General features: G+C 70.6%; 9 protein-coding genes and 1 pseudogene. 5 read left to right on the forward strand and 5 right to left on the reverse strand.

Annotation, left to right across the window (positions count from 1 at the left end):
- Positions 1-42 precede the first annotated feature (42 nt).
- Together ACWD01_RS19850 and acnA are read right to left on the reverse strand one after the other, a co-directional pair.
- Positions 43-1,131 (reverse strand): lytic polysaccharide monooxygenase auxiliary activity family 9 protein, encoded by a 1,089-nt coding sequence (locus tag ACWD01_RS19850; protein WP_451163535.1) that lies wholly within the window; start codon positions 1,129-1,131, stop codon positions 43-45.
- A gap of 260 nt (positions 1,132-1,391) precedes the next feature.
- A complete protein-coding gene (gene acnA / locus ACWD01_RS19855; RefSeq protein WP_451163537.1) occupies positions 1,392-4,124 on the reverse strand; it encodes an aconitate hydratase AcnA in 2,733 nt (910 codons plus the stop codon).
- Between the two features lie 367 nt (positions 4,125-4,491).
- Between acnA and ACWD01_RS19860 the strand changes: the two are divergent.
- The 4 genes and pseudogenes from ACWD01_RS19860 to ACWD01_RS19875 form a co-directional block, all read left to right on the forward strand.
- Positions 4,492-5,208, forward strand: a pseudogene (locus ACWD01_RS19860) (cytosine permease); the annotation flags it as partial.
- 289 nt (positions 5,209-5,497) lie between these two features.
- Positions 5,498-7,027 (forward strand): helix-turn-helix domain-containing protein, encoded by a 1,530-nt coding sequence (locus ACWD01_RS19865; RefSeq protein WP_451163539.1) that lies wholly within the window; start codon positions 5,498-5,500, stop codon positions 7,025-7,027.
- Between the two features lie 1,249 nt (positions 7,028-8,276).
- Positions 8,277-8,687: a hypothetical protein gene (locus ACWD01_RS19870; protein WP_451163541.1), complete on the forward strand. Its 411-nt coding sequence runs from the start codon at positions 8,277-8,279 to the stop codon at positions 8,685-8,687.
- Positions 8,684-9,742 carry a hypothetical protein gene (locus tag ACWD01_RS19875; RefSeq protein ID WP_451163543.1) on the forward strand — a complete coding sequence of 353 codons (1,059 nt, stop codon included), beginning with the start codon at positions 8,684-8,686 and terminating at the stop codon, positions 9,740-9,742. The genes ACWD01_RS19870 and ACWD01_RS19875 overlap by 4 nt, the downstream gene beginning before the upstream one ends.
- Before the next feature lie 71 nt (positions 9,743-9,813).
- Here the strand turns inward: ACWD01_RS19875 and ACWD01_RS19880 are convergent, their stop codons facing one another.
- From ACWD01_RS19880 to ACWD01_RS19890, 3 genes are read right to left on the reverse strand one after another with little or no spacing between them, the layout of a single operon-like run.
- Entirely contained in the window at positions 9,814-10,599 is a 786-nt protein-coding gene (locus ACWD01_RS19880) for a thioesterase II family protein (protein WP_451163545.1), read from the reverse strand.
- Positions 10,600-10,605: 6 nt separating this feature from the next.
- Positions 10,606-12,261, reverse strand: a complete 1,656-nt coding sequence (locus ACWD01_RS19885) for an AMP-binding protein (RefSeq protein ID WP_451163691.1) — start codon at positions 12,259-12,261, stop codon at positions 10,606-10,608.
- Between the two features lie 25 nt (positions 12,262-12,286).
- Complete coding sequence (locus ACWD01_RS19890; protein WP_451163547.1) at positions 12,287-19,957, reverse strand: amino acid adenylation domain-containing protein; 7,671 nt, start codon at positions 19,955-19,957, stop codon at positions 12,287-12,289.
- 314 nt (positions 19,958-20,271) lie between these two features.
- Here ACWD01_RS19890 and ACWD01_RS19895 point away from each other — a divergent pair, with 314 nt between their 5' ends.
- Positions 20,272-22,674, forward strand: coding sequence for a heavy metal translocating P-type ATPase (locus ACWD01_RS19895; RefSeq protein WP_451163549.1), 2,403 nt, complete (start codon positions 20,272-20,274; stop codon positions 22,672-22,674).
- Positions 22,675-22,774 lie beyond the last annotated feature (100 nt).

Here is a 22,774-nt window from a genome sequence, read left to right on the forward strand (position 1 = left end):
GTCGTCGTACCGGCCCCCCGACCGGTCGGCGCGGACCGCGGGTCAGCCCAGCGCGCAGGGCAGACCGGTCGCGGTGTCGGCCCCGGAGCCGGTGGCCACATACCCGAAGGTGGTGGACTCGCCGGGATCGAGGCTGCCGTTGTGGCCCGCGTTGTGGACCATCACGGCCTGGCCCTGGGCGGTCATCGAGCCGTTCCAGAGGCTGTCGATCCGGTGTCCGGCGGGCAGGGTCCAGTCGACCATCCAGCCGAGCATGGGCACGGTGCCGGTGTTGGTGACGGTCACCTCGGACTGGTAGCCGCTTCCCCAGCTGCCGGTGGTCTTCCGGGTCGCCGAGCAGTCACCGGTCCCGGGCGGGTCGGTCGGCGGCGGGTCGGTCGGGGTGGTGCCGTCGCCCGGGTCCTTGACGCCGGTCACCTCGCCGTTGCCGCCGTCGAAGACCACGTCGGAGCAGGAGTAGAAGGTCTCCTGGCTGTCCGAGCGCTGCCACACCATGTAGATGACGTGCCGGCCGGACTTGCCGGCCGGCAGGGCGCCGGTCCAGCGATAGTCGGCCTCGACCGTGCCCGGGCTGCCGTTCAGCGGCGGGTGGTCGACGGTCAGGAACGGCTGGTCCTCGATGTCGTCCCAGCCGAGCGCGGCCTTCGGGTCGAAGCCGTCCCTGGTGATGTAGACCTTGAACCAACCCGGGTGCGCCGCCCAGGCGTTGTACGAGAAGTCGATGGTCGCGCCCGAGGTCAGATGGGTGAGCGGCCAGTCGTCGCGGGCGGCGTTGAAGCCGGTGAAGTTCGTGTTGCCGCCGCTGCACAGCTCCCCGTCCGGGACGAAGCCGCGCGTGCGGCCGGCCCCGTCGGAACGCAGCACGGAGAACCAGTTGTAGAAGGGCGTGGTCCCGCTCACCTGCGCCGCGGCCCGGCAGGCGGGGTTGACGGGCTTGATCTCTCCGGTGGCGGTCAGTCCGTCCTGCCAGCACAGGAAGGTGCGGCTGGCGGGTTTCATCGGGGTGCCATGGGCCTTGGCGTCGCCGCCGGCGGTGACGACGAGACCGAGCGCGGGGATGGCGGTCAGCAGCGCGAGGAGGGTGAGCAGCAGGGCGCGTGGTCGGCTCAGCACCGTTAATCGCTGATTCATCCGTGGTCCCTTCGGGATGTGGGGGTTCCTGGGGAACAGCGCGTGGGAGCGCTCCCACGCTGTCAACCGGTGAAGCTAGCGCGCGGCGGGCGCGGTGTAAACGCCTCGCGCAGACACCGGTCCGAACACGGTCGGCACACGCTCGGCACACGGCTCGGCACACGCCTCGACACGCGGCTCGGCACACGGCGAAGGGCCGCCACCCCGCGAGCGGGGTGACGGCCCTGGACGACCCGAGGTCGGGTCAGCCGCGGCTGTGCCTATCCACGAATGAGGTTCCGCAGCACGTACTGCATGATGCCGCCGTTGCGGTAGTAGTCCGCCTCACCGGGGGTGTCGATGCGGACGACCGCGTCGAACTCCACACCGGTGTCGGTGGTCACCTTGACCGTGCGCGGCGTGGTGCCGTCGTTCAGCTCGGTGACGCCGGTGATGGTGAAGGTCTCCTCGCCGGTCAGGCCGAGGCCCTCGGCGGAGCCGCCCTCCGGGAACTGCAGCGGCAGGACGCCCATGCCGATGAGGTTCGAGCGGTGGATGCGCTCGTACGACTCGGCGATGACGGCCTTGACGCCGAGCAGCGCGGTGCCCTTGGCGGCCCAGTCGCGGGACGAGCCGGAGCCGTACTCCTTGCCCGCCAGGATCACCAGCGGGGTGCCGGCGGCCTGGTAGTTCTGCGAGGCGTCGTAGATGAACGACACCGGCGCTTCCCCGTCACCTTCGGCGGCCCGCGTGAAGTCGCGGGTGAAGCCGCCCTCCGTGCCCGGCGCGATCTGGTTGCGCAGCCGGATGTTGGCGAAGGTGCCGCGGATCATGACCTCGTGGTTGCCGCGGCGCGAGCCGTAGCTGTTGAAGTCGCGGCGCTCGACGCCGTGCTCCGTGAGGTACTTGCCGGCCGGGGTGTCGGCCTTGATCGCACCGGCCGGGGAGATGTGGTCGGTGGTGACCGAGTCGCCCAGCTTGGCCAGCACACGGGCGCCGGAGATGTCGCCGACCGGGGTCGTCTCCATCGTCATGCCCTCGAAGTACGGGGGCTTGCGCACGTAGGTGGACTGTGGGTCCCACTCGAAGGTGTTGCCGGTCGGGATCGACAGCGCCTGCCACTGGGCGTCGCCCGCGAAGACGTCGGCGTAGGACTTGTTGAACATGTCCTCGCCGATGGCGTTGGCGACGACGTCGTTGACCTCGGCCTCGGTCGGCCAGATGTCCGTCAGGTAGACCGGCTTGCCGTCCTGGTCGACGCCCAGGGCGTCCCTGGTGATGTCCACCTTCATGGAGCCGGCGAGGGCGTACGCGACGACCAGCGGCGGCGAGGCCAGGTAGTTCATCTTGACGTCGGGGTTGATCCGGCCCTCGAAGTTGCGGTTGCCGGAGAGCACCGAGGTGACCGCGAGGTCGTGGTCGTTGACGGCCTTGGAGACCTCGTCCGGCAGCGGGCCGGAGTTGCCGATGCAGGTGGTGCAGCCGTAACCGACCAGGTTGAAGCCGACCTTGTCGAGGTACGGGGTCAGGCCCGCCTTGTCGAAGTAGTCGGTGACGACCTTGGAGCCCGGGGCGAGCGTGGTCTTGACCCACGGCTTGCGGGTCAGGCCCTTCTCGACCGCCTTCTTGGCCACCAGCGCGGCGGCGACCATGACGTACGGGTTCGAGGTGTTGGTGCAGGAGGTGATCGCGGCGACGGTGACGGCGCCGTGGTCGAGCTCGTAGGTCGAACCGTCGGAGGCGGTGACGGTGACCGGCTTCGACGGTCCGCCGTTCGGCGTGTTCGCCGGGGCGTCGGAGGCCGGGAAGGACTCCTTGCTCGCCTCCATGTCGTCGTCCACGTAGTTGCGGACGTCCTGGGCGAACTGCTGGGCGGCGTTCGCGAGGACGATGCGGTCCTGCGGGCGCTTCGGGCCGGCGATGGAGGGGACGACCGTGGAGAGGTCGAGCTCCAGCTTCTCGGAGAAGTCGGGCTCGGCGGCCGGGTCGAGCCAAAGGCCCTGCTCCTTGGCGTACGCCTCGACCAGCGCGACCTGCTGCTCGTCGCGGCCCGTCAGGCGCAGGTACTTCAGGGTCTCGTCGTCGATCGGGAAGATGGCCGCGGTGGAGCCGAACTCCGGCGACATGTTGCCGATGGTGGCGCGGTTGGCGAGGCTCGTCGCCGCCACACCCTCGCCGTAGAACTCGACGAACTTGCCGACGACGCCGTGCTTGCGCAGCATCTCGGTGATCGTGAGGACCAGGTCGGTCGCGGTGGTGCCGGGCTTGAGCTCACCGGTGAGCTTGAAGCCGACGACCCGCGGGATGAGCATGGAGACCGGCTGGCCGAGCATCGCGGCCTCGGCCTCGATGCCGCCGACGCCCCAGCCGAGCACGCCGAGGCCGTTGACCATGGTGGTGTGCGAGTCGGTGCCGACGAGGGTGTCGGGGTATGCCTGGCCGCCGCGGACCATGACCGTACGGGCCAGGTGCTCGATGTTCACCTGGTGGACGATGCCGGTGCCGGGCGGGACGACCTTGAACTCGTCGAAGGCGGTCTGGCCCCAGCGCAGGAACTGGTAGCGCTCCTTGTTGCGGCCGTACTCCAGCTCCACGTTCTGGCCGAAGGCCTCCGCGGTGCCGAACTTGTCGGCGATGACGGAGTGGTCGATGACCAGCTCGGCCGGGGCCAGCGGGTTGATCTTCGCCGGGTCGCCGCCGAGCTCCTTGACGGCCTCGCGCATGGTGGCGAGGTCGACGACACAGGGAACGCCGGTGAAGTCCTGCATGATCACGCGGGCCGGCGTGAACTGGATCTCCTGGCTGGGCTGCGCCTGGGAGTCCCAGCCGCCGAGCGCCCGGATGTGGTCGGCGGTGATGTTCGCGCCGTCCTCGGTGCGGAGCAGGTTCTCCAGCAGAACCTTGAGGCTGTAGGGGAGGCGCGCAGCGCCTTCGACCTTGTCCAGCCTGAAGATCTCGTACGACTCGTCGCCCACGCGCAGCGTGCTGCGGGCGTCGAAGCTGTTCGCCGACACGACAGTCTCCTTCATCAATGTGCGCGTACTACCTCAATGCTGCCGCCACGGCTGCTCGCCGATCCGCTAAGGTAAGGCTTAGTTAGGTAACCCTTACCGATTGGCGGCTTGCGGTACGCCTTCGGCAGATATCTCGATGTCGAGATAACTCTAGTACATGACCGCTTCGAGGTCATGCCCGGACACCCCCTGTTCCGTCCCGGCGGAAGCGGGCCGGCCGCCGCATCCCGGTCGTCGCGCTGACGCCCACGGAGAACTGACGCGCCACCGCCCCCCGGTCCGGTGTCGGCCGGGCCGGGGGGCGGGGTGGCCGGGTCACAGGCTCGCGGCGCGGTGGGTGGGGCGGCCGTCGAGGACGGTGAGAAGCACGGGGAGGTCCGACTTCTCGCGCTACCTGCCGCGCACCACCTCACCGAAGGCGGTCGCCGGCTGGACCGCACTCGGCAGCTTCGTCCCCAGCGTGCTCGCCTGCTCCCTCGGCGCGTTCGCCGCGACCGCGGTCGACATGAGCGACCCGCAGGCCGCGCTGGAGCAGATCCTGCCGGGCTGGTTCACGCCCGTCTTCCTGCTCGCCCTGGTGCTCGGCACCATCTCCATCAACGCGCTGACCGCGTACAGCGCCGGCCTCGCCCTCCAGGCCGTCGGCCTGCGCATCCGCCGCTCCTACAGCGTCCTCGTCGACGGTGCCGTGGCCGTCACCCTGACCCTGTACGGGCTGCTCGTCTCCAACTTCCTCAAAACCGTCAGCAACGTGTTCCAGCCGACCGTCGTCCTGCTCTGCCCGAGCATGGCCGTCTACGCCACCGACATCCTGCTGCGCCGGAACCGCTACGACGGCCTCGCGCTCACGGACGAGAGCCGCACCAGCCCCTTCTGGTACACCGCCGGAGTCAGCCCGGCCGGCGCCCTGGCCCTCGGCGCCGGCGTCACCACGGCCGCGCTGTGCGTCGACACCCTCTACACGGGCCCGCTCGCCCGGGCCCTGGACGGCGTGGACCTCGCCCTGCCCGCGGGCATGGTCGTCGCCTCCGCCGTCTACGCACTCCTGATGCGGCGCTCGCTCCCGGTGGCCGGCACGGGGTGAGCAACCGCGCCCGGCCGAAACACGGTTGACGGGTGCGGCGCCCAGGAGGGCAAGTCATACCGCTCAATACACCTCCCGAGCACATGAATACGACATTCACCCCCTTAATCACGCAACCCGTCCGGCCGCGCTCCGATTGCCCGGGGCGCGCGGTTCGCCGAACATCGGGAGCGGAGTGTGCGCAGCTTCGGGAGCGCAGTCCCGCGTAAGGCCGGGCGCATGACAGGGCGTCACCCCGATGGGCCACCTCGATGCGACCCCATCTCATATGTGAGATAGCCTCCTCGTCATGGCAGACGACTACCTCGTACGTATCGGCAAGCTCATCCGTGACGCCCGTCAGCATCGTGGCTGGACACAGACGCAGCTTGCCGAAGCACTGGGAACCAGCCAGAGTGCGGTCAACCGCATCGAGCGCGGCAATCAGAACATCAGTCTTGAGATGATCGCCCGAATCGGCGAGGCGCTTGACAGCGAAATCGTCGCTCTGGGTTACTCCGGCCCCATGCATCTGCGGGTTGTCGGCGGCCGCCGGCTCTCCGGGTCCATCGACGTCAAGACGAGCAAGAACGCGTGCGTGGCCCTGCTCTGCGGCTCACTCCTCAACAAGGGGCGTACGGTCCTGCGCCGCGTCGCCCGTATCGAAGAGGTCTACCGGCTGCTGGAGGTCCTCGGCTCCATCGGCGTCCGCACCCGCTGGATCAACGACGGCCGCGACCTGGAGATCGTGCCGCCGGCCGGGCTCGACATGGAGTCCATGGACGCAGAGGCCGCCCGCCGGACCCGCTCCATCATCATGTTCCTCGGCCCGCTGCTGCACCGGATGGACAACTTCCGGCTGCCGTACGCCGGCGGCTGCGACCTCGGCACGCGCACCATCGAGCCGCACATGATCGCGCTGCGCCGCTTCGGTCTGGACATCACGGCGACCGAGGGCATCTACCACGCCGTGGTGGACCGTTCGGTCTCCCCCGGCCGCCCGATCGTGCTGACCGAGCGCGGCGACACCGTGACCGAGAACGCGCTGCTGGCCGCCGCCCGGTACGACGGCGTCACCGTCATCCGCAACGCGTCGTCCAACTACATGGTCCAGGACCTGTGCTTCTTCCTGGAGGCGCTCGGCGTCAAGGTCGAGGGCGTCGGAACGACGACGCTGACCGTGCACGGCGTCCCGAACATCGACGTCGACGTCGACTACTCGCCCTCCGAGGACCCGGTCGAGGCGATGAGCCTGCTGGCCGCCGCCGTCGTCACCGAGTCAGAACTGACGATCCGCCGGGTGCCGATCGAGTTCCTCGAGATCGAGCTGTCGGTCCTCGAGGAGATGGGCCTCGACCACGACCGCACCCCCGAGTACGCGGCGGACAACGGGCGTACCCGGCTGGTGGACCTGACGGTGCGCCCCTCCAAGCTGGAGGCGCCCATCGACAAGATCCACCCGATGCCGTTCCCCGGCCTGAACATCGACAACGTCCCGTTCTTCGCGGCGATCGCCGCCGTCGCCCAGGGCCAGACCCTGATCCACGACTGGGTCTACGACAACCGCGCGATCTATCTGACGGACCTCAACCGTCTCGGCGGCCGCCTCCAGCTCCTCGACCCACACCGGGTCCTCGTCGAGGGCCCGACCCGCTGGCGCGCCGCCGAGATGATGTGCCCGCCGGCCCTGCGCCCGGCGGTGGTCGTCCTCCTGGCGATGATGGCGGCGGAGGGCACGTCGGTGCTGCGCAACGTGTACGTGATCAACCGCGGTTACGAGGAGCTGGCGGAGCGGCTGAACTCGGTGGGGGCGCAGATCGAGATCTTCCGCGACATTTGATACGCGGATGCCGCCGCACCCCTCCCTGACCTGCTACTCAGCTGGTCAGGGAGGGGTGCGGCGGCATCTCTGGGACTTCTCCGGGACTTTGGGCCTGCGGCGGGCTACGAGCCACGCTCCACGGGCTCTGCCGACCGGCCTCGGCTACGCGAAGATCGCGTCGATGGCGGCGCTGCCTCGTGCGCCGGCGCGGGGCAGGAAGTGGGAGTGCTTCCGCAGCGTGAACCACCATGCTGACCTGGAAATCGCTAACGCTCACCCACCAAGCACTCGACCTGGACGAGCGAAAGTCCAGGAACAGAGCAGGCGCCTTCTAAGCGCTTGGCCGCAGGTTCGAGTCCTGCCGGGGGCGCCACTGACGCGCCGCCAAGTAGGCGGCGTTTCTCAGGTCAGGTGACATACAGCCGGTCGCATCCCCGCCCGCGACCTCGTCCGCCGCCACGAGGAACCCGACTCCGGGGCTCGTCGCGTCCAGCAGCAGCACGCCTGGGAGCGCCACGACAGGATCCACCTCGGCTGGTCTCGACCGGCTCAAGTTGACCTAATGCTTCCGCTGCCGCGCCACCGGACCAAGGGCACAGCAGCAACTTCCTCTCTGCCACGGCGTCACCGCCATGTCGACCTGCTACACGAAGCTCGCCACACTGCCTATGGGGCAAATCGTCGAAGTCTCGTGCGGAGAAAGCGGTGTGCTGGAAGGCTGGGCGTTCAATGCGTCAGGGGGCCGGACGTTCGCGCAGCGCCCGACATTGGTCCGGCACGGACCGGAGCGACCTGAGCACGTCTATCTGCTGGCCCACGAGGACCTCCAGCAGGCGGCGGCCTTCCTCGCCGGAGAGCGGCTCGCCGCCTGCCGTCTACGCCTGCACACATGGGTGGACGGGCACCGGGAACGCGGCTGGGACGCGCACCCCCGGCTACCTGCTGCTCGGCTACTTCCGCAGTCTGCGCGCGGACGGCGGCATCCCCAGAATGCTTGACCTCGCGCTCGACCCGGGCCGCCACGCCTGGCTGCTCGACACCACCGGCGGCGACGCCACCGCCCTCGCCGAACTCACCGCGACCCAGGACGCGATCCTCGCCGCTGCGAGCCCGGACCTGCCACAGCTGACCAGAATCGTCCTGTGCCGGGTGAGTCTGTCGGAGCGTAACGCCTCGCTGCCCGCGGCCGTGCCCGTCGTCTGGCGCTGCTCGGCCGCGTCGACCGGCCCGGGCGCTGGCCGAGTCCATATGGAGCGGGAGCTCGAAGATGGCGCTCGCCGGGGTGGCGAGGGAGGTGGCCGTAACCGGCAACCGGGTGCTCGCCGAGTCCATCGCACGGAGCATCACCGAACCGGACGAACGGGCCATGGCGTTTTCGGGGGTTGCCGCAGCGGCCGCCAGGGACGGCGACCGGCATCGGGCCGCCGAGCTGGCCGCTGCAGCTGAGCGGGCGGCCCGCCGGACAGTCAACTTCCTTACGCGGGCCGGCTGCTGGGCCGCGCTGGCCACGGACGCAGCTGCGGCAGGTGACCGGCAGCGCGCCGCCGAGCTGGTTCGCGAGATCAGGGCGCTGGCCGACCATCCGCAGGCCGCTGCCGGGAGGGGGCTGCTCGGGCCGCAGCGGACGCGGGGCACTTCGATCGTGCCGAGGCCGTCGCCTGCACCATCGACAACGTGATCGGCCAGCGCGACGCTGTACTGGCCGTCGTCGCTGAGGCCGCCCTCGAAGCGGGTGCCGTGGAACGGGTCGCGGAGATCATTGCCAAGATCGAGACGTCGCGTCCGCTGATGCTGGCCGCTGCCGCGGTGGTCGGCGTGAGAGAGGCATCTGGTGACCGCGATGGTGCGGTAGCCCTGATGGACTGGCTCATGGAGGGCATCCCCGAAGCGGGTGAGGACCTGGACGAGTCGAGCGTGCTCGCCCTGGCCAAGGCCGTCGCCGACGCCGGTGGCGTCGAGCAGTCCGAGCACGCCGCCCGCGTGATCGAGGACTTCGCGCTACGAGCCCGGGCACTGGCGGCGGTGGCGCGGGCAGCCGCCCGCAGTGGCCAGGTGAGCCGAGCCACGGCGCTCGTCGACGAGGCCGAGGCGGTGGCCCGCAGCATCGGTGGACCTCACGATCGGGTACGTACCGTGGCATCCCTTCTCGAAACGATCAACCAGGCCGAAGACCATGAGCAGGTCGTCGTGGTCGTCGGCGGGGACGGAGTGCTGGCCCGCCCCGTCGGCGGAACGTCGGTGCGGGCACGAACCCTGGCGGTGGTCACCGAGGTGATCGCCTGGACCGGGGATCACGGACGGGCTGCCGCGCTGGCCACTGAGATCGAGGACGCGCTTGAGGCGGCGGGCTCGCACAACAACGAGGATCTGCTCGCGGGTCTCGCCCGGGCAGCGGCCGAGACGGGACAGCCCGAGCGGGCGGAGGAAATCGCGGACCGGATCACCCGCCCGGAGATCCAAGCCCGGACCCTGGCCCACCTGGCCAACGCGACCGACCCCGAGGCGGCCCAGCGCCTTACGGCGCGGGCCTTCGCCATCGACCTGTGGACGGCCGTGGACGTGCTGCACCGACAGGAACCGGATGTGCTGCTCTTGCTCGCGGACGACTTGGGCGTCGCCGGGTTGCGCACCGCACCGCCGAACCCCGTCGACCCTCCGCCCCTCAGGCCCGCGTCGGCTTGCCGCCGTCGGATGCGCCTACGCCGGCCCCGCCGCACCGGCCGCGAACCGTGACCACTGTGCGCAACGGCGCCCGGCGGCACGAAAGCTCTGACCCCTCGGGGATGATCAGGGCTGTCGCCGGGCTAGCCGGTCAGGCAGGTCCTCAGCGCCTGTGTGAACCCGGACCGGCTGTCCAGGTTGAAGAAGTGGTCTCCGGGCATCGCCGTGTGGGTGAAGTCGCCCGCGGTGTTGGCCCCCCACCCGGCCATGGCGGCCGCGGGCAGTTCCGGGTCCGTCTCGCCGGCGTAGGCGCTGATGGGGCAGGAGATCAGCGGCATGGCGCGGAAGGTGTAGGTGTCGGTCACCTCGAAGTCGGCTCTGAGAGTGGGCAGCAGTAGCCGCCGCATCGAGTCGTCGGCCATGATCTCGGCCGGGATGCCGCCCATCTCGCCGACCACCCGCCACAGTTCGCCGTCGCTGAGCCGGTGGCGGGCATGCCCGGTGGGGCTGTCCTGGGGCGGTTCCATCCCGGAGACGACCAGGCGGCGGGGCGGCATGTCGTAGGCGAGGGAGAACAGTCTCGCCGTTTCGAAGGCGATCAGGGCGCCCATGCTGTGGCCGTAGAGCACGTAGTCGCCGGCCAGGTGCGGGCGCAGGGCCGGGGCGAGCGCCCGCACCAGGGGTCGGATGTCGGTGAAGCGGCGCTCTTGGGCTCTGCTCTCGCGGCCGGGCAGGCGCACGACGAGTGAGCGGGCGAGATCCCGCTGCGACTGTGCCAGCCGCCAGTAGGCCGCCGCGCCGGCCCCCGCGTGGGGGAAGACGACGAGTGTCGGCAGCGAGGCGGGAGCATCGACGGCGAGGAACCATGCGTCGTCGGCCGCATGCGCGGCGCGTCGTCCCTGGGCGTGGGTGGGGGTCGCGGGCTGCATCCCGGTCTACTTCGCCGCGAGCGTGCTGGCGCGCACGGTGAGCTGGTTGGTCTCGTACTGGGTGCGGCACCGGCCGCGCTGCCGCTTTCCGGAGGTTGTCTTGGGCAGCGTTCTCGGGGGCACCAGCACCACATTGTGGGGCGCGTAGGAGAGCTCCTGGGAGAGCGTGTCGCGGACGGTGCGGGCGAGTTCCATCGCCGGTGCGCCCACCAGGCTGGTCTCGGCCACGACGACCATGCTTTCGCCGGCGGGGAGCGAGAAGGCCATGACGTTGCCCAGCCGGATGCCTTGAATCCGCTCGGTGGTGAACTCGAAGTCTTCGGGATAGAGGTTGCGGCCCGCCACGATGATCATGTCCTTCTGGCGTCCGCAGACGTAGAGGCGCCCGTCCAGCAGGAAGCCGAGGTCTCCCGTGACGAGCCGCCGGCTCCCGTCCAGCAGCGGGACCGGGTGAGGGCTGCCGTCCACGGTCCAGTACTGGTCGACCACGCCCGGTCCCCGGACCCGTATCGAGCCGATACGGCCGTCGGCCAGCGGCACTCCGTGGTCGTCGGTGACGGTGACGTCGGTGTTGGCGATCGCCGTACCGCAGTCCACGAAGGTCCGGCCGCCGGCGCCGTCCTGAACTTCCTGGACGGACCCTTCCTCGAGCGCGGTCCGGTCGACGGTGACACTGCGGTAGTTCTCGTCGTGGCGTCCCAGCGTGACCCCCAGGGTGGCCTCGGCCAGCCCGTAGGAGGGAGCCATCGCCGTGGGCGGCATCCCGTAGGCGGCCGCGGACGTGGTGAAGCGCTGCAGGGCTTCGGCGTCGATCGGCTCGGCGCCGTTCACGGCGAACCGCAGGGAGGACAGGTCGTAGCGTGTGCGGCTCAGGGTGAGGTAGCGGTGGGCCAGTCCGTAGGCGAAGTTGGGGGCGACGGTGGCCGCCGCGCGGTACGTGGTCAGCGCTTCCAGCCAGGCGCCCGGCCGGGCGCTGAACGTCTGGGTGGCCATGGTGCAGGCATGGTGGCCGTGCACGATGGCGCCGGTCAGGAAGATGATGCCCATGTCGTGAAAGAGCGGGAGCCAGGAGACGAAGGCATCGCCCGGTGTCATCCCTCCCGCGGCGAAGCACTCGGCGGAGTTGGCGACGATCTGGCCCTGGGTGACGGCGACGGCGCGCGGCAGGGCGGTCGTGCCGGAGGTGAACTGCAGCAGGGCCGTGTCGTGGGCATCGGGCAGCGGAAGCGGCCCGCCGGGGACGCTCACGGCCAGGGACGGGAAGTCGGCCACGGGGACGGAGAGTCTGCCCTCTAGGGCGGTGGCCGTGTGCGGGTCGGTCACCAGCAGCGAGGCGTGCGCCGCCGTCACCCTGCGTTGGGCCGGGTCGTGCAGGTCGGTCGTGTCTCCGGTGCGCGGGGCGGGCAGGACGGTGACCGCCGCGCCGGCCCGCCAGATCCCGTACAGCGTGGTGATCAGGTCCAGCGAGGTGCGGCCGAGTACACACACGCGATGCCCCGGTCCGACGCCGTACCGGTGGCGCAGTACCCCCGCGACGACCTCGGCCCGGGTGCGCAGGTCGCCCAGGGAGACCGAGGTGGGGCGCAGTTCGTCGTCCAGGACGGTCAGCGGCCGGTCGTGGGGCTGCACGGCCAGGCGTTCGACGATCGACCGGTCTGTCATGTCTGTCACGGGGTGGTCTCCTCTGTCAGTGGGCGAGCCAGTGCCGCAGTACGTCGAGATCGTCCGGAACGGTCAGGGGCGCGGGACGCCCCAGGAGCCCGACGGTGAGGTCGTCGCCGATCTCATGCAGCAGGTCGGGCGCCCCGGACAGGCAGGCCAGCACGAGCCGGCCCGAGAAGAAGCCGGCGATGAACTCCAGACAGTGGCTCTGCGGGTCGGGGTCGGGCAGTACCCCTGGGTGATCCGGGCTGAGCGACAGGCCGAGTCGTTCCCACAACGCGTCCGAGTGGCCGAGGTAGTTGAAGAGCAGGGGGGCCGGGGCGACGCGCAGGCCGGGGTCGGCGCCGAGGGTGGCGAGCAGTTCGTAGTGGTTTCCGGAGGCTGGGGTCCGGCGGCGTTTCTCGCCGACCGCGGCGGCGGCCTCGTGCAGGGGCAGGTCGGGCAGGGCCGGAACGTCCAGGGGCCATCGGGTGGCCAGGCGGCCGACGATGCGGGCCGGGTTCAGCGCGCCGGACGGCACATCGCGGCCGTGCGAGTCGACGTCGACGCGGACCGTTCGTCCGCCGCCGCGCCGGGCGACGGCGCGGGCGATGGCGGCGAGCAGCGTGTCGGGGACGGCTGTCGTGCGGACGAGTGCCGCGCCGGCTTCCGCGTCGAGTGCGATGAGAGCCGGCTCGGCCGGCTGGGGATCGTCCATCGCCGGCGGTGCGGGGGCGGCTTCCAGGGCCAGCCAGTGGGCCAGCTCGCCCCGGACCTCTGGATCGTCGGCCCGGGAGCGCACGAGCTCGGACCAGGCGGCGAGTGAGTCCGCCGCGGCGAGGGCGGCCTCACCGGTCGCTTGCACCTGGCGGTAGGCGGAGACGAGGTCCTCGCACAGAATCCGGCAGGAGTAGTTGTCGCAGACCAGCCGGTTGACGACGATGAGCAGCTGCTGGCGTCCCCGCTGCTGCAGAGCGGCGACGCGCAGCAGCGGAGCGGCCGCGATGTCGATGGAGGACTGCAGGCCGAGGCTGACGTCCCTGATGGTCTGTGCGACCGTCTCCGCTGCGGCTTCGGTGAGATCCACCCAGGTCAGCGGTACCTCGATTCGGTCCATCGGCGTGATGTGCCCGGTGTGGCCCCGCTCCCCCGCGGTGAAGGACAGGCGCAGTGCTTCGTGGTGCCGCAGCAGGGTTCGCAGCCCCACTCTGAGCGCGGTCCGGTCCAGAGGTTCGGCGATGTCGAAGAGCAGCACGTAGTTGTGTTCCTGCGGGTACTTCCACTGCTCGAGCAGGACCTGTTGCCGGGGCAGCAGGACCATGTCGCCCTCGTGCGGCGGGCGGGCATCGGGGACGGCCGGGCGTGCGACGGAGGCGAGCGCGGCCACGGTCTGGTTGGCGAAGAAGTCCCGGGGAGAGATCACGAGCCCTGCGGCGGCTGCTCCGGCTATCACCTGCATGGCCAGCAGGGAATCGCCTCCCAGCCGAGTGAACTCCGTGGTGGGGGGCACCGTTTCGATGCCGAGCACCTCGGCCCAGATCCGGCTGAGTGTCCGTTGCGCGACGTCGGTCGTGGCCGCGGCCGGGAAGGTGTCGGGGGCAGTGGCCGGCAGGGGGCGGGTCCGGGCGGAGCCGCCGGCCTCGGCGCGGCGCGGGGCCGCGCCCTGCCATGCGCGGTCCTCCGCCGCCAGGCCTTCCACCAGCTCCACGTAGAGCCGGAACATCCGGTCGAGGTCGTCCGCCTCGAAGAGTTCGTCGATCGAGTCCCAGTTCAGGACGAGCTCTCCGTCGTACTCGAACACCTGGTGGTCGATATGGACCTGGGGGGTGTGCACGATGCTGTCGACCATCGTTCCCAGGGCGTCGGCCGCCTGTCCGAAGTCGGCGCCCGCGGAGTCGAGGGCGCTGGTGAAGACCACCGGAATCGTGGCCCGTTCGGGGCCGTGCAGCCGTGCCAGTTCCCGGAGCACCCTGATGCCCGTGAACTCGTTGTGGTCGAGGTCCGTGGCCAGCCGGGTCTGGAGCGTCCTGACGCGTTCGGCGAAGGGCGCCGCCGGATCGACGGACACGGCCAGCAGGCTGGTGGCGGTGAAGTCGCCGATGATGTCGGCGATCCGGGCGTGCAGCGGAGGACGCTTGTTCACGGTGACGTTCAAGGTGAACGGGTCCCCGTCGGACCATGCGTTCAGCGTGTCGGCGTAGGCGGTGGCGAGGGCGGCGGACGGGGTGAGGCCGTGCTGGGCGGCCCGGCGTCGCAGGGCCTGGAAGGCGGCGGCGGGCAACCGGTGGGTGCGGCGGGTGAAGTGGGGTTCGTCGATGTCCGCGGGGTCGGCGGCCAGGGGAAGGCGGGGGGCCGGCGGCAGGTCGGCGGCCCGTGCCGTCCAGTAGTCACGGGCGCGGCGGTAGCGAGGGCTGTTCTCCGCGTCGTCCATGGCGCGCTGGTAGTCCCGGAAGGTCAGCTCGAGTTCCGGCCAGTGCCGGTCGGGGTCGGCGTAGCGTGCGGCCAGTTCGGTGAGGAACACGGCGACCGTCCCGCCGTCCGCGATCAGCAGGTCCAGGGTGATGTGGAGCCGGCTGGATCCGTGGAGCCGGCTGACTCGGACGTCGAAGAGCGGCGCCCGGCCCGGGTCGAAGATCGTGGTGCTGCACTCGCGGCGGACGCGGGCGAGTCCGGCTTCCGCCTCGGCCCGGCCGAGGGAGCGCAGGTCGGTCACCGCCACCGGGTAGGGCGCTGCCTCACGCTGCACATGCCACTGGCCGTCCGGCCCGATGGCGGCGCGCAGCATGTCGTGGCGTCGCACCATCCCGTCGACGGCCGCGGACAGGCGTCCGGGATCGAGGTCCGGCGCGCTCAGCTCGACGTAGAAGGAGGCGGCGACGTTGCCCAGGTCGAAGAAGCCGTTGCGGCCGAGGAGGTAGGCCTGTTGCAGATCGGTGAGGCGGAACGGGGTGAAACGGTCCTCCGGGGCGGGAGTGATGGGAGCGGTCTCCACCGGCTCGAGACCGGTGCGGTGCTCCGGCTGCCGGTCGCGTACGAGGGCGGCGAGTCCCGCGATCGTGGGGTGGGCGAACACCTCGGCGACGGTGATGTCGATGCCCGCGTGGCCGACCGTTCTGACCAGGTGCACGGCGAGCAGCGAGTCGCCGCCGATGCGGAAGAAGTCGTCGTGCACGGACACCCCTGCCAGGCCCAGGACCTGCTGCCAGGCGGTGGCCAGTGCCTGCTCGACGCTGTCCGCGGGTTGCGCGTCCCGCGGTGTGTGGGGGTGTCCGCCGTCTCGGCCGGCGGTCTCGCGGAGACGGGCCGTGTCGACTTTGCCGTTCGCGGTGAGCGGGAGCGCGGACACGACGAACACGTCGCTGGGCACCATGTAGGACGGAAGGACCGTGCGGGCGTGCTGGATGAGCCGGGCCGGAAGAGCGGCGATCCGCCGTGCCCGCAACGGTGTGTTGGACATGGCCCCGGCCTCGGTTGGGTCGCCGAGAGCGAACGCGTAGGCCCGGACCGCCGTTTCGGCGTCGTGCGGGGTCAGGGTGAAGACCGCGTCGAAGGTGCCGGGCGCCGCCTGCGGCCGGTAGAAGAACTCGCAGGCGTATCCGTGCCGGCCGGCCAGGTCGAGAAGGTGCGCGGGGGTGAGAGACCGGTCGGTGCCGGTCCGCGGCCGCACCGCGTCGCCGAATTCGGCGAGCGGCAGGTCTGCCGTCGCCGGGTCGCGCAGGTGTGCCGCCCAGGCGCCGTCGTGCTGGAGACGCTCGTTGGGTACGCCGTGCAGGCAGACCGACGGGAGCCGGCGGCCGAGGGTCTGTTCGAGCTCGGGCAGCGTGCGCGTGCGGTCGGTCCACCGTAGGGCGGGGGGAAGCTCGCGGGCAGCGCCTGCTTCGTTGAACACCACGACGTCGTAGCGGTAGTCGGCCATTTCGGTGTGCGCGTTCCCGGGCCGCGGCAGGACCGTGGCCGGGCTGCCGAGTTCCGACCAGAACAGGCCGGGCGCCACGACCAGCTCGCTCTCGGTCAGCTCCCGTTGTTCCACCCGCCACAGCAGGTCCCGGACCACGTCCCGCGGTCCGGCCTGTGCGCGTTCGACCGCCACGTGGAAGGGGCGCAGTTGGCGCAGGTCCCGGACGTCACCCAGGTAGACCACCCCGCCGGGACGCAGCGCGGACAGTGCCGTGCGCACGGTGTCCAGCAGGTACTCGGCGGAGGGGAAGTACTGGGCGACCGAGTTGACGACGACGCAGTCGAAGTGGTCGCGCGGTATGCCTGCGAGGTCCGTCGCCTCGCGGTGCAGCAGGGTCGCTCTGTCGCGGGTGCCGTCCTGTTCGAGGCGCAGCGCCAGGTCCTGGAGCGTACGTGCGGACAGGTCGGTCCCCACGTACTCCACGCATTCGGGCAGCAGGCGGGTGGCGATCAGCCCGGCTCCGCATCCGATCTCCAGGACCCGGCGCGGGCGGTGGGCGAGGACGCGGCGCGCCGTGACGTCGGCCCAGTCGGCCATGTCCTCGTCGGAAATCGTCCGGCCGGTGAAACTGTCGGCCCATCCGGCGGTCTGCGCCGAGGTCCCGCTCCTCAGGGAGTCGAAGACCTGCTGCCAGTCGGCGACCTGCGCGCGTGCCGCCTCCTGATGGTCCGGGGCGGTTTCACCCCGGGTGGTCACGAACGCCAGCAGCCGGTTGCCCTCCGCGACGGCCACCGCCTGCTGCACCTCGCTGTGCCCGGTGAGGGTGTGCTCTATCTCTCCGAGCTCGATGCGGTAGCCGTTCACCTTGACCTGGCCGTCGTCACGGCCGAGGAATTCGATGGTCCCGTCGGGGTGGTAGCGGCCGCGGTCACCGGTGTCGTAGAGGCGCTCGCCGGTGTGCGGGTTCACCACGAAACGCTCGCCGGTGCGCTCGGCGTCCCGCCAGTAGCCGCGGGCGAGTCCGATGCCGCCGATGAAGAGCCGGCCCGTCACCCAGTCCGGGCACGGCCGCAGGTGGTCGTCGAGGACGTGGAAGGACTGGTTGGCCAGCGGCTTGCCGTAGGGCACCGATTTCCAGCCGGGGGCAGGCGTGCCGATCGGGTGCCAGATCGACCAGATGGAGGCTTCCGTCGCGCCCCCCAGGCTGATGATCTCGATGGGAGCGGCCTTCTGTGCCCGGATACGGTCCGCCAGGCCGATCTCGATCCAGTCACCGGACATGAGGACCAGGCGCAGGGGCTCGAGCGCGTCGCAGGCGGGCTGCGCCTCGGCGTAGGTGGTGTACATCTGCATCAGGGCGGGGACCGTGTTCCAGATGGTCACCCGGTGCCGGGTGACCAGCTCCGCCCAGCGCTGGGGGTCCCGCCCGGCGTCGCGCTCGGGCAGGACCAGTGCTCCTCCGGCGGCGAAGACTCCGAAGAGGTCCCACACGGACAGGTCGAAGCTGAGCGACGACAGGCCGAGGACCCGGTCGTCGGGTCCGGCGCCGAACCTGGTGTTGATGTCCCGGCAGGTGTTGGCCGCTCCGCGGTGGTCGATCATCACGCCCTTGGGTTCGCCGGTCGATCCCGAGGTGAAGATGACGTAGGCGAGGTCCGTGGCGCTCTGGACGTCCTCCAGGGGGCCGTCCGTCTCGTGCGACCACGCGCCCGGGTCCGTGACGTCGAGCACGGTGAGGCCGGGGGGCCATTCCAGCCGGTCGCGCACAAGCGTCTGGGTCAGGACGATGCCGGCCTCGCCCAGGGCCAGGAGGCGGTGGATGCGGTCGGGAGGAAGGGATGCGTCGATCGGGAGGTAGGCGGCGCCGGAGTAGAGGACTGCCAGGGCGGCGACGGCCTGTTCCCAGCCCTTGTCCATCACGACGGCCACCAGCCGGTTCGGGCGGGCTCCCGCGCGGCGCAGCCCGCGGCCGATGCGGCAGGCCGTCCTGTCCAGGTCGTCGTAGCTGAGGGTCCGTTCCGAGGTGATCACTGCCGGCTCGCGGCCGCGGCGCTCCAGGGCCGTACCCAGTCGGTGCAACAGCAGGTCCGGAGCCGCCGTCGCCGTCCGATTGACCCGTCGGCGCACGTCCAGTTGGCGATCGGGCAGGGGGACGGTCGCCCGCTGCTCCCATGCCTCGTCGCTCGAGGCCAGCTGCCGCACGAGGTCCCGGTAGGCCGTGAACATGTCGTCGAGCAGCCCGGGAGCGAACGCGTCGTCGACGGAGTCCCAGGTGATGTGCAACTCGCCGCGGTACTCGAGAGTGAGACATTCCAGGGTCAGCTGGGGCGCCTGCGCCAGCGTGTAGTTGATGCCGCGCAGCCAGTCGGGGTCGAAGTCGTCGCTGAATCCGGAGCCGACGAAGGTCGAGAAGACCACGGGGGCGACCGCGGTCCCGGGCCCCGACCGGCGTGCGAGTTCCCGCATGACGCGTATCCCGCTGTATTCGCTGTGGTCCAGGTCTTCCCACAGCTGTGCCTGCAGGGCGGCAACGCGTTCGGTGAACGGCCTGCCGCCGTCGGAGCGGACCTCGAGCAGCGTGAGTGTCGTGAAGTCCCCGATCACCCGTCCGACCTGCTCGTGCACGGGCTTGCGGTTGTTCACGGTCAGGTTGACGGTGAAATCGGGGGACTGCGACCAGCGGGCCAGCACATCGGAGTAGGCGCCGGCCAGAGCGGCCGAAGGGGTGAGCCCGCGCGCGGAGGCGCGGGCCCTGAAACTCTGCCACTGCGGCGCGGAGAGGGTGTGATGCCGGCGGTGGAAGCGCGGCGTTCCGATGGCGGCGAGCGGCCCTGCCAGCGGTAGTCGGGGCGCGGCCGGCAGACTGTCCAGCCGGTCGGTCCAGTACGTGCGTGCGCTCTCCTGCCCGTCCGTGTGCTCCGGGCCGGTGACGGCGCGCTGGTAGTCACGGAAGTTGAGACCGGTGACCGGCCACTGCCGCTCCGGGTCCTCGTAGCGCCCGGCGAGTTCCTCGACGAGCACCGCGAACGAGGCGCCGTCGCAGATCAGCAGGTCCATGCCGAAGCACAGCAGGGTCCGTCGAGGGTCGAGTCGCGTGGCATGCACGTCGAACAGGGGCCACGTGTGCACATCGCGCCGCTTGGCCGTCGCCGCGGTGCGCAGCGCCTCAAGACGTTCCTGCTGGTCCGTCGCGGACAGCGAGGAGAGGTCTTCCCTGACGACGGTGAAGTCGGGCACCTCGGGCAGCACCTGCTGGCGCCCGTCGTCGAGGATGACCACGCGGAGCATGTCGTGGCTCGCGACAGCGGCGCGCAGCACCCGCTCGAAACGGTCGACGTCCAGCTCCGTGGTGTCCAGTTCGACATAGAAGGAGGCGTCCACGTTGCCGAGTTCGTGGCCGGATTCCCTGCCGTGGAGGTATGCCTGCTGAACGTCGGTGAGGTCGAACGGATCGCAGCTGCGCTCGGGATCGGCGAGTGCCTCCGGCGTGGGGCGGTTGTCGGGGTTCGGCGCGGCGGCGTCGAGGAGCAGCTCGGTGATCTCCGGAACGCGGACCCCTGTGGTCAGAGTGGCCATGGGCACCCGCACGCCGAAGGCGGCATCGAGCACCGTGCTGATGAGGGCCGCCTGGAGTGACTCGACCTGCAGTGGCGTCTCCTCGGGCACGTCGGAGGCCGGGAGGCCGGTGACCGCCGCCAGCAGATCGACGAGGCCGCCGCCGATGAACGCCCGCCGGTCTGCCGCCGGGCCGCTCGAGTCGATGCCCTGGGTCATCGTCTCGACGGCGCGCTCGATCGAAGACTCCGAAGAATCGCCCATTTTCCATTCCTCCTTCGAGGCCGGGCCGAGGGGCCGAACCTGCTGAATGAACGTCACCGGTAGAGGTGCGAGACGAGGCGTGTGATCGGCGCTGCCGCGTAGGGCGGGTACCAGGGCTGCTGCCAGGGCGCGAGTCTTTCCGTTGAACCCGGCTTTAAGTCAACCCTGTTCCGAGCTGATACCGGCCGGCAGCGCGAGCACGCTGCCCGCGCACCGCGAAAAAAGTGCGCCGGAGGGCTTGACCTTGGAGTCGACTCCAAACTTTACGCTCGCCCAGTTGGCACAAGTCCCCATCAACAGGCAGGTGATCAAGGGTGAACGAGTTCGCTGCCTCGACCGGCGGCCATACGACTGTCCCGCCCGAAGCCGACGTCGAGTCCCGCCGCTACCGGGTGATATCCGGCTGTGTCGAGTGCGCCAGTGACCTGACGGCGCTGCGCCGCGTCCCCGGCGTACGTGACGTACGCGTGCTGTCCGCGACGGGCACCCTCGTGATCGAGGCGCCGCCGGTGCTGGATGACGCCGTGCTGCTCAGGACGGCGAACGCGTCCGGCCTGGTCCTCGAGCCCGCTCACACCGGCGGCGGCGCGGCAGAGGCGGCCGAACAGCCCGCGAAGCGGACCCGCTGGTGGCTGCGCCCCGAAATGATCATGCTCGAGATCGCTACCGTGCTCATGGTGGCGTCCGAGGTCGTGGCCTCCGCAACCCGGGCCCAGTCGATCGCCACCCTCCTCGCGTACGCCTGTGTGGCGGTCGGCATCTTCTATCCCGCGCGCACCGCCCTGATGATGCTCAAGGCCAAGCGGGTGTCCATCAACGTCCTGCTCGTCGTCGCGGTGGCGGGGGCGCTCTCGCTGGGCAAGGTGCGCGAGGCCGCCTGCGTCGTGGTGATCTTCTCGCTCGGCGTCGTGCTGGAGAGCTACGTCGCCGACCGGGCACGCAAGTCCATCCAGAAGCTGATGGACCTCAGCCCGGCCATGGCGGAACGGTTCTCCGCCGACGGCACCGTCGAGCGGGTCGAGGTCGAACGGCTCCAGGTCGGCGACGTCGTGCTGGTCCGCCCGAGCTCCCGGCTGCCCACCGACGGCACCGTGGTCCAGGGCGCGTCCTGGATCGACGCCTCCGCGATCACGGGTGAGTCCATGCCCGTGGAGGTCGAGCCCGGCGCGGAGGTGTACGGCGGGACCCTGAACGGCCATGCGGCGCTGCGGATCCAGGTCGCCAAGCCCTTCGAGGACACGGTGCTGGCCCGCGTCATCAAGGAGGTGGAGGAGGCTCAGCAGAACCGCGGGCAGGCGCAGCGGTTCGCCGACAGGTTCGGCACGATCTACACGCCGATCATGATTGCGCTCGCGGTCCTCATGGCCGCGCTCGGCCCGCAGCTGTTCGACATCTCCTACACCGACGCTCTCTACCGGGCGCTCGTCGTGCTCATCGTGTCCTGCTCGTGCTCCCTGGTGCTGTCCGTACCGGTCAGTGTCGTGTCCGCGGTGGCGCGGGCGGCCCGGGACGGCGTACTGATCAAGGGCGGCGCGTATCTGGAGCAGTTGGCCAAGCTGCGCTCCGTGGCCTTCGACAAGACCGGCACCCTGACGCTGGGCCGGCCCACTCTCCTCCAGACGCATCCGCTCGACGGCTGCGGCGAGACCGAGCTGTTGACGCTGTCGGCCGCCGTGGAGGCCGGGGCCACCCATCCGATCGCCGAGGCGATCGTGCGGGCGGCGCGGGAGCGCGGAATCGTCGTCACTCCGGCCGACGACGTCGAGGTCGTTCCCGGTGTGGGTGCCCAGTCCGTCGTCGACGGGGCGACGGTCGTGGTCGGCAGGGTCGGGGAACTGCGCGGCAGCCCCGAGGCGCAGGCCGCGCTCGACGCCGTCGAGGACGCCGGCGGTACTCCCGTCGCCGTCAGCGTGGACGGCCGCCTCATCGGGCTGCTGGGCGTCGCCGACGAACTGCGCCCGGAAGCGGTCACCGCGCTGAAGTCCCTTCGCCGGCTCGGTGTCACGCACACCACGATGCTCACCGGCGACCGGGAGAGAGTCGCCGTCGCGATCGCCGACAAGTTGGGTATCGAGAGCGTCCGTGCCCAGCTCATGCCCGACGAGAAGAGCAGGGCCGTCGCCTCGCTCAAGGAGTCCGGCATCACCGCCATGGTCGGCGACGGCGTCAACGACGCCCCGGCACTGGCCACCGCGGACGTCTCGATCGTCATGGGCGCTGCCGGCACCGACGTGGCACTGGAAATGGCCGATGTCGCGCTGATGGCCGACGACCTCAACAAGCTGCCCTACGCGGTCGCGCTGGCCCGTCGGGCGAGGCGCATCATCGCGCAGAACATCGCCCTGTCACTGGCCGTCATTCTGTTCCTGGTGGTCTTCGCGGTCGGCGGCAGGTTCACCCTCACGCAGGGTGTGCTGATCAACGAGGCCTGGGCCCTGGTGATCATCGCGAACGGGCTGAGGCTGCTGCGGCTGCACTCGTCCCTGCGGACGGCCGGCTCCATGACCTCGACGACCCCGCCGGCCAAGGCCACGGCCACGGCCCGAGCCGCGTCCGGCGACGCCGACTGCGGTTGCGGCCCCGGCTGCGGGACGCCGAAGCAAGAGGCCGTCGTGCTGCCCGAGCCGGCCGGCACCACGGACGGCTGCGGCGACGGCGGGTGCGGCTGCTCGTCGACGCCGGCGATCGGCACGATCACGTCGCAACGCCGTACGTGATCCCTTCCTGACCAGGAGCCCGACTGCAATCCCCCGGCAGTCGGGCTTCTACCTGCGGGCGTTGACGCTCGCCTTCACTCCCAGCGGGCGCGATGATCCG

The organism is Streptomyces sp. NPDC002835, assembly GCF_053591995.1.

Coding starts and splice junctions, on each gene's coding strand:
- ACWD01_RS19885 (WP_451163691.1), bottom strand. CDS start 12,261: ATGACAGACCGGTCGATCGTCGAACGCCTGGCCGTGCAGCCCCACGAC.
- ACWD01_RS19880 (WP_451163545.1), bottom strand. CDS start 10,599: ATGCAGCCCGCGACCCCCACCCACGCCCAGGGACGACGCGCCGCGCAT.
- ACWD01_RS19850 (WP_451163535.1), bottom strand. CDS start 1,131: ATGAATCAGCGATTAACGGTGCTGAGCCGACCACGCGCCCTGCTGCTC.
- ACWD01_RS19870 (WP_451163541.1), top strand. CDS start 8,277: ATGGCGCTCGCCGGGGTGGCGAGGGAGGTGGCCGTAACCGGCAACCGG.
- ACWD01_RS19865 (WP_451163539.1), top strand. CDS start 5,498: ATGGCAGACGACTACCTCGTACGTATCGGCAAGCTCATCCGTGACGCC.
- ACWD01_RS19890 (WP_451163547.1), bottom strand. CDS start 19,957: ATGGGCGATTCTTCGGAGTCTTCGATCGAGCGCGCCGTCGAGACGATG.